Annotated in this window: 2 protein-coding genes and 3 tRNA genes; 2 read left to right on the top strand and 3 right to left on the bottom strand. The window is 40.3% G+C overall.

What is annotated here, in order from left to right; genetic code table 11:
* Positions 1-576 precede the first annotated feature (576 nt).
* The 3 genes from H4J65_RS05085 to H4J65_RS05075 form a co-directional block, all read right to left on the bottom strand.
* A tRNA-Asn gene (locus H4J65_RS05085) sits at positions 577-652 on the bottom strand.
* 69 nt (positions 653-721) lie between these two features.
* A tRNA-Asn gene (locus H4J65_RS05080) sits at positions 722-797 on the bottom strand.
* Between the two features lie 69 nt (positions 798-866).
* Positions 867-942 (bottom strand) — tRNA-Asn (locus H4J65_RS05075).
* A 555-nt stretch (positions 943-1,497) separates the two neighbouring features.
* On the opposite strand from H4J65_RS05075, the gene H4J65_RS05070 reads away from it, so the two are divergent.
* Together H4J65_RS05070 and uvrB are read left to right on the top strand one after the other, a co-directional pair.
* A complete protein-coding gene (locus H4J65_RS05070) occupies positions 1,498-2,871 on the top strand; it encodes an MATE family efflux transporter (protein ID WP_182196303.1) in 1,374 nt (457 codons plus the stop codon).
* Complete coding sequence (uvrB, locus tag H4J65_RS05065; protein ID WP_182196299.1) at positions 2,871-4,871, top strand: excinuclease ABC subunit UvrB; 2,001 nt, start codon at positions 2,871-2,873, stop codon at positions 4,869-4,871. The genes H4J65_RS05070 and uvrB overlap by 1 nt, the downstream gene beginning before the upstream one ends.
* The last annotated feature ends 235 nt before the right edge of the window (positions 4,872-5,106 follow it).

Genomic DNA, 5,106 nt, shown 5'->3' with positions numbered 1-5,106 from the left:
CCAAAGTCAATGCTTTAAGGTTGGACTCAAACTCTCTTAGTTCTCGTCATAGAATAATAGCTCATTACTCTATTTAGAGAGATACAAGGTTGGACTTTAGTCCATCAAGTTAAATGAAATTTAACGGCTTTTGGTATTAAGACTAATTAAGAAAAATAATACCGGCTGCTGATGTTTTTTGGCCTACAGCATTAATCACTCGCTTAACGGTTGACGGACTAAAGTCCGACCTACAAAAAAATTACAAAAAATTGCCTAGCGCTACATGAACACCCGTAAACTTTATGTGGTGTTAATGTAGGTTGGACTTTAGTCCATCAAGTTAAATGAAATTTAACTGTTTTGAGCACGAATGCCGAGCGAAAAATAATACCCTGCTATGAATTCCTATTAACCCATCAGGTTAATGGCTCGCTTAACGGTTGTCGGACTAAAGTCCGACCTACAAAGAAATGACAAATGCTTATTAATGACAAAAGCACAGTCTGTTGCTCTACCAACTGATTTTTTGAGGGATAGCCGTTCATCAAATTCAAGACGAAAAAAAACCTGCTTAAGAAAGCAGGTTTTTTAATGTGGCTCCTCAACTTGGACTTGAACCAAGGACAAACGGATTAACAGTCCGTTGCTCTACCAACTGAGCTATTGAGGAATTGTTCTTTCTACTATACTTGCTAATATAACCGCTAGCAATATCACTACTAGCCATTACATCTTAATGTGGCTCCTCAACTTGGACTTGAACCAAGGACAAACGGATTAACAGTCCGTTGCTCTACCAACTGAGCTATTGAGGAATTGTTCTTTCTACTGTACTTCCTAATGTAACCGCTAGTAATATCAATACTAGCCATTACATCTTAATTTGGCTCCTCAACTTGGACTTGAACCAAGGACAAACGGATTAACAGTCCGTTGCTCTACCAACTGAGCTATTGAGGAATTGTTTTGAAAGCCGCTACTGGCTAACGGGGCCGAATATTAAAGGCCGCATGTCATACTGTCAACACAAAAGTTCGAAAAAAATCATTTTATTGCTCGTTTGCTCAAATTGCAGGCGTTGTTGATAACATTCCTGCATTTTATGATGAATAAATGCTCAGCACTAAAAATAACAACTAAAAATAGAGTTATCCACTTTATCTGTGGATAACTATGTGGGTTAAAGTGTACGTTTACGTAAGGCAAACGGTAGAATGCGGCTTGTAGTCAAATGGAGATTTTTGTGACTAAGTTTAAATATTAATTAATAACAAGTAGTTAGTGTGATATTGTCGTGTTTTTGCTCATGTTCGTGTGTTTTTTGTTCAAGAGTGATGTTTTATACATTTATGGTGTTTTTGGCGAAGAGCTGCAGAGTCTATTTTATTTCAGCTATATGGTTTTTTCTTTAAGTTGTCTCATTATTATCACTAATAAAATATATACGTAGCGAGACCGATCACGATCTTTTACAATGGCAGGTGTATTCGGTTCATCACTTACGTTTAAAAATTAATGATTAAGACTAAAACTATTCACCAAATAAATCTACTTAAAGACCCCGTAGGTCCAACGTTAAAAACAATGACAGTGCCGATGATCTATGGCCTGATTTTATTGATGACCTTTAACTTAGTTGATACCTTTTTTGTCGGGCTATTGGGCACAGAGCCTTTAGCCGCAATTAGTTTTACTTTTCCTATTACCTTTACCGTGATCAGTCTCACTATAGGTTTAGGTATAGGTACCTCAGCCGTTATTGCAAAAGCGCTGGGTAAAGGTGACAAAGCGACGGCAAAAAACCTCGCAACCAGCGCATTATATTTGTCAGCAATCATTGTTGGTATGCTGGCCGTGATCGGTTATTTGCTGATTGACGAAACCTTTTTACTTTTAGGGGCTAGCGAAGCACTGCTCCCCTTAATTCATCAATATATGGATCTCTGGTTTTTAGGTTGTATTTGTTTAATTGGCCCTATGATAGGTAACGCTATTTTGCGTGCTGATGGCGATACCAAAACACCCAGTATCATTATGGGTAGCGCCGGCTTAATCAATGCCGTATTAGATCCTATTTTTATTTTTGGTTTTGGTCCCGTACCCGCTATGGGTATCGAAGGTGCAGCCATTGCTACCTTAATATCTTGGCTATTTGGTTTAGGCTATGTTTTATATATTTTAGCGATTAAACGCGATTTAATTCACCGCCATCTAATGGCCATTAAAGACTTTATTTATTCGGCGCGTGATATTTTACATATTGGCTTACCTGCCGCGGGTGCAAATATGTTAACACCGGCTGCTTCGGCCGTGTTAACCGCGATTGTAGCTAACTATGGCGCATCAGCCGTAGCTGCTTTTGGAGTGGGGTCAAGAATTGAATCTATTGCCTGTTTAGTGGTGTTAGCGCTGTCAATGACATTACCCCCCTTTATTAGCCAAAACTTGGGTGCTGGCAACATGAAGCGTGTTGAAGACGGCTATAAAACGTCAATCAAATTTGTTTTAAGCTTTCAGGTGCTTGTTTATGTTGTGCTCGTGTTAGCCGCGCCGTTTATTGCCGACGTGTTCTCTAAAGAGCAAGCGGTTGCCGATATTATTAAACTTTTCATTTGGATTTTACCCTTAGGTTATGGCTTTCAAGGCGTGATTATTTTAACCAACTCATCATTTAACGCACTGCATAAGCCTATGGTAGCGCTGGTGTTAAGTGTTATTCGTTTATTTATTTGTTATGTGCCGTTAGCTTATATGGGTAGTTTGTGGTTTGGTATAGAAGGCTTTTTTATCGGAGCTTTACTTGGAAATGTAGTGATGGCGGCTATTTCTTATGGTTTGTTTAACAAGCAATGTGAAAAAGATCGGGTCACGGCAGAGGTTATTACTTAATGAAAGCGTTAAAAATACATTCAGATTATACTCCCAGCGGCGATCAACCTACGGCAATTGCAAAATTGCTTGATGGTATTGAATCAGGTTTAGCACATCAAACATTATTAGGGGTAACCGGCTCAGGTAAAACTTATACCATCGCCAATGTTATCGAAAAGCTTAATCGTCCCACTATGATGCTAGCGCCAAATAAAACCTTAGCGGCACAATTATACGGTGAAATGAAAGATTTTTTCCCTGATAACGCCGTAGAATATTTTGTTTCTTATTATGACTACTATCAACCAGAAGCCTATGTGCCAACCACTGATACTTTTATCGAAAAAGACGCCTCGATCAATGAACATATTGAGCAAATGCGCTTATCGGCAACCAAATCACTGTTAGAGCGAAAAGACGTCATTATTATCGCCTCTGTCTCGGCAATTTATGGTTTGGGCGATCCCGAGTCCTACTTGAAAATGATGTTGCATATCAGCGTCGGCGACATTATTAATCAGCGTGACATTTTAAGGCGCTTAGCTGAATTGCAATATGCACGAAATGACATGGCATTTCAGCGCGCCACTTATCGTGTGCGCGGTGATGTTATTGATGTTTTCCCTGCTGAATCAGACCGCATGGCCTTACGTATTGAATTATTTGATGAAGAAATTGAGCGCATTAGCATATTTGATCCACTCACCGGCGCTGTTGATCGCACCGTTGCTCGCGTCACTATTTATCCTAAAACCCATTACGCGACACCACGTGAAAAAATAGTGGCTGCGGTTGAAAAAATAAAAATTGAATTAAAAGACAGAGCGACTCAACTTAAAGAAAACAATAAACTTATTGAAGAGCAGCGCATAGTGCAACGTACTCAATTTGATATTGAGATGATGACCGAGCTGGGTTATTGCTCCGGCATAGAAAACTACTCGCGCTATTTATCGGGCCGAGGACCAGGAGAGGCACCGCCAACATTATTTGATTACTTGCCCAGCGATGGCTTGCTGATCATTGACGAGTCACACGTCACCGTGCCACAAATTGGCGCTATGTACAAAGGTGACCGTTCACGCAAAGAAAACCTCGTAGAATATGGCTTTAGATTACCTTCGGCGCTTGATAATCGCCCAATGAAGTTTGAAGAATTTGAAGCCCTGTCGCCGCAAACTATTTACGTTTCTGCAACGCCAAGTCACTATGAACTTGAAAAGTCAGCAGGTGAAATTGCTGAACAAGTTGTTAGGCCCACCGGACTGCTTGACCCCATCATAGAAGTTCGCCCCGTTGACACGCAAGTTGATGATCTCCTGTCTGAAATTCGCAAACGAGTAAAAATTGATGAAAGAGTTTTAGCCACCACATTAACCAAACGCATGGCGGAAGACCTAACCGATTATTTAGACGAACACCAAGTTAAAGCGCGTTACTTACATTCTGATGTTGATACGGTTGAACGGGTAGAAATTATCCGAGATTTTCGTTTAGGAAAGTTTGATGTGCTCGTAGGTATTAACTTACTGCGTGAAGGTTTAGATATGCCAGAAGTTTCTCTAGTGGCTATTCTCGATGCCGATAAAGAAGGCTTTTTGCGCTCAGAACGTTCACTTATTCAAACGATTGGGCGAGCGGCACGTAATATTAATGGCCGAGCGATCCTATATGCTGGACGCATTACCGGCTCAATGCGTAAAGCAATTGATGAAACCGACCGACGTCGCGTTAAACAGCACCAATATAATATTGATAACAACATTACCCCGCGTGGCGTTAGACGTAATATTTCTGATGTAATGGACCTTGATGGCGGAAAAACTCGTGCGGCAGCAGCATTAAAAGCCGCTGAGCCAGCTTCAGAATATGAAACCTTCACCACCAAACAAATTGATGCAAAAGTAAAAGAATTAGAAACAACCATGTTTAATCATGCCCAAAACTTAGAGTTTGAATTGGCCGCGTCGGTACGTGATAAAATTGCCAAATTACGCGATCTGCAGTTGGCCACTTAGCGCGTTAAAAATTTATTGATCAAGTTAATTTTTAGCGGCCAATAAATCTTGTATAGATTAGAGTTGAGGTCGGGGTTTAGCCCGGCAGATTATCATCCACAGAGCCTATCTAGCTTGAAATTAAGCCCAACGTAAGCCCAATGTAGGTTCGATGTAGGCTCTATGTAGGGTGGACTTCAGTCCATCAAGTTAAATGAAATTTAACCGTGTTTGGTATAAATTCAAACTGAAAAAA

Origin of the sequence: Colwellia sp. MB02u-9, assembly GCF_014077085.1 — a bacterium.
GTDB lineage: Bacteria > Pseudomonadota > Gammaproteobacteria > Enterobacterales > Alteromonadaceae > Cognaticolwellia.
This window is presented reverse-complemented; position numbering and strand designations above follow the sequence as displayed.

What these genes read in the sequence shown, in the direction of transcription:
- H4J65_RS05070 (WP_182196303.1), top strand. Translation starts at nt 1,498, where the DNA reads ATGATTAAGACTAAAACTATTCACCAAATAAATCTACTTAAAGACCCC.
- uvrB (WP_182196299.1), top strand. Translation starts at nt 2,871, where the DNA reads ATGAAAGCGTTAAAAATACATTCAGATTATACTCCCAGCGGCGATCAA.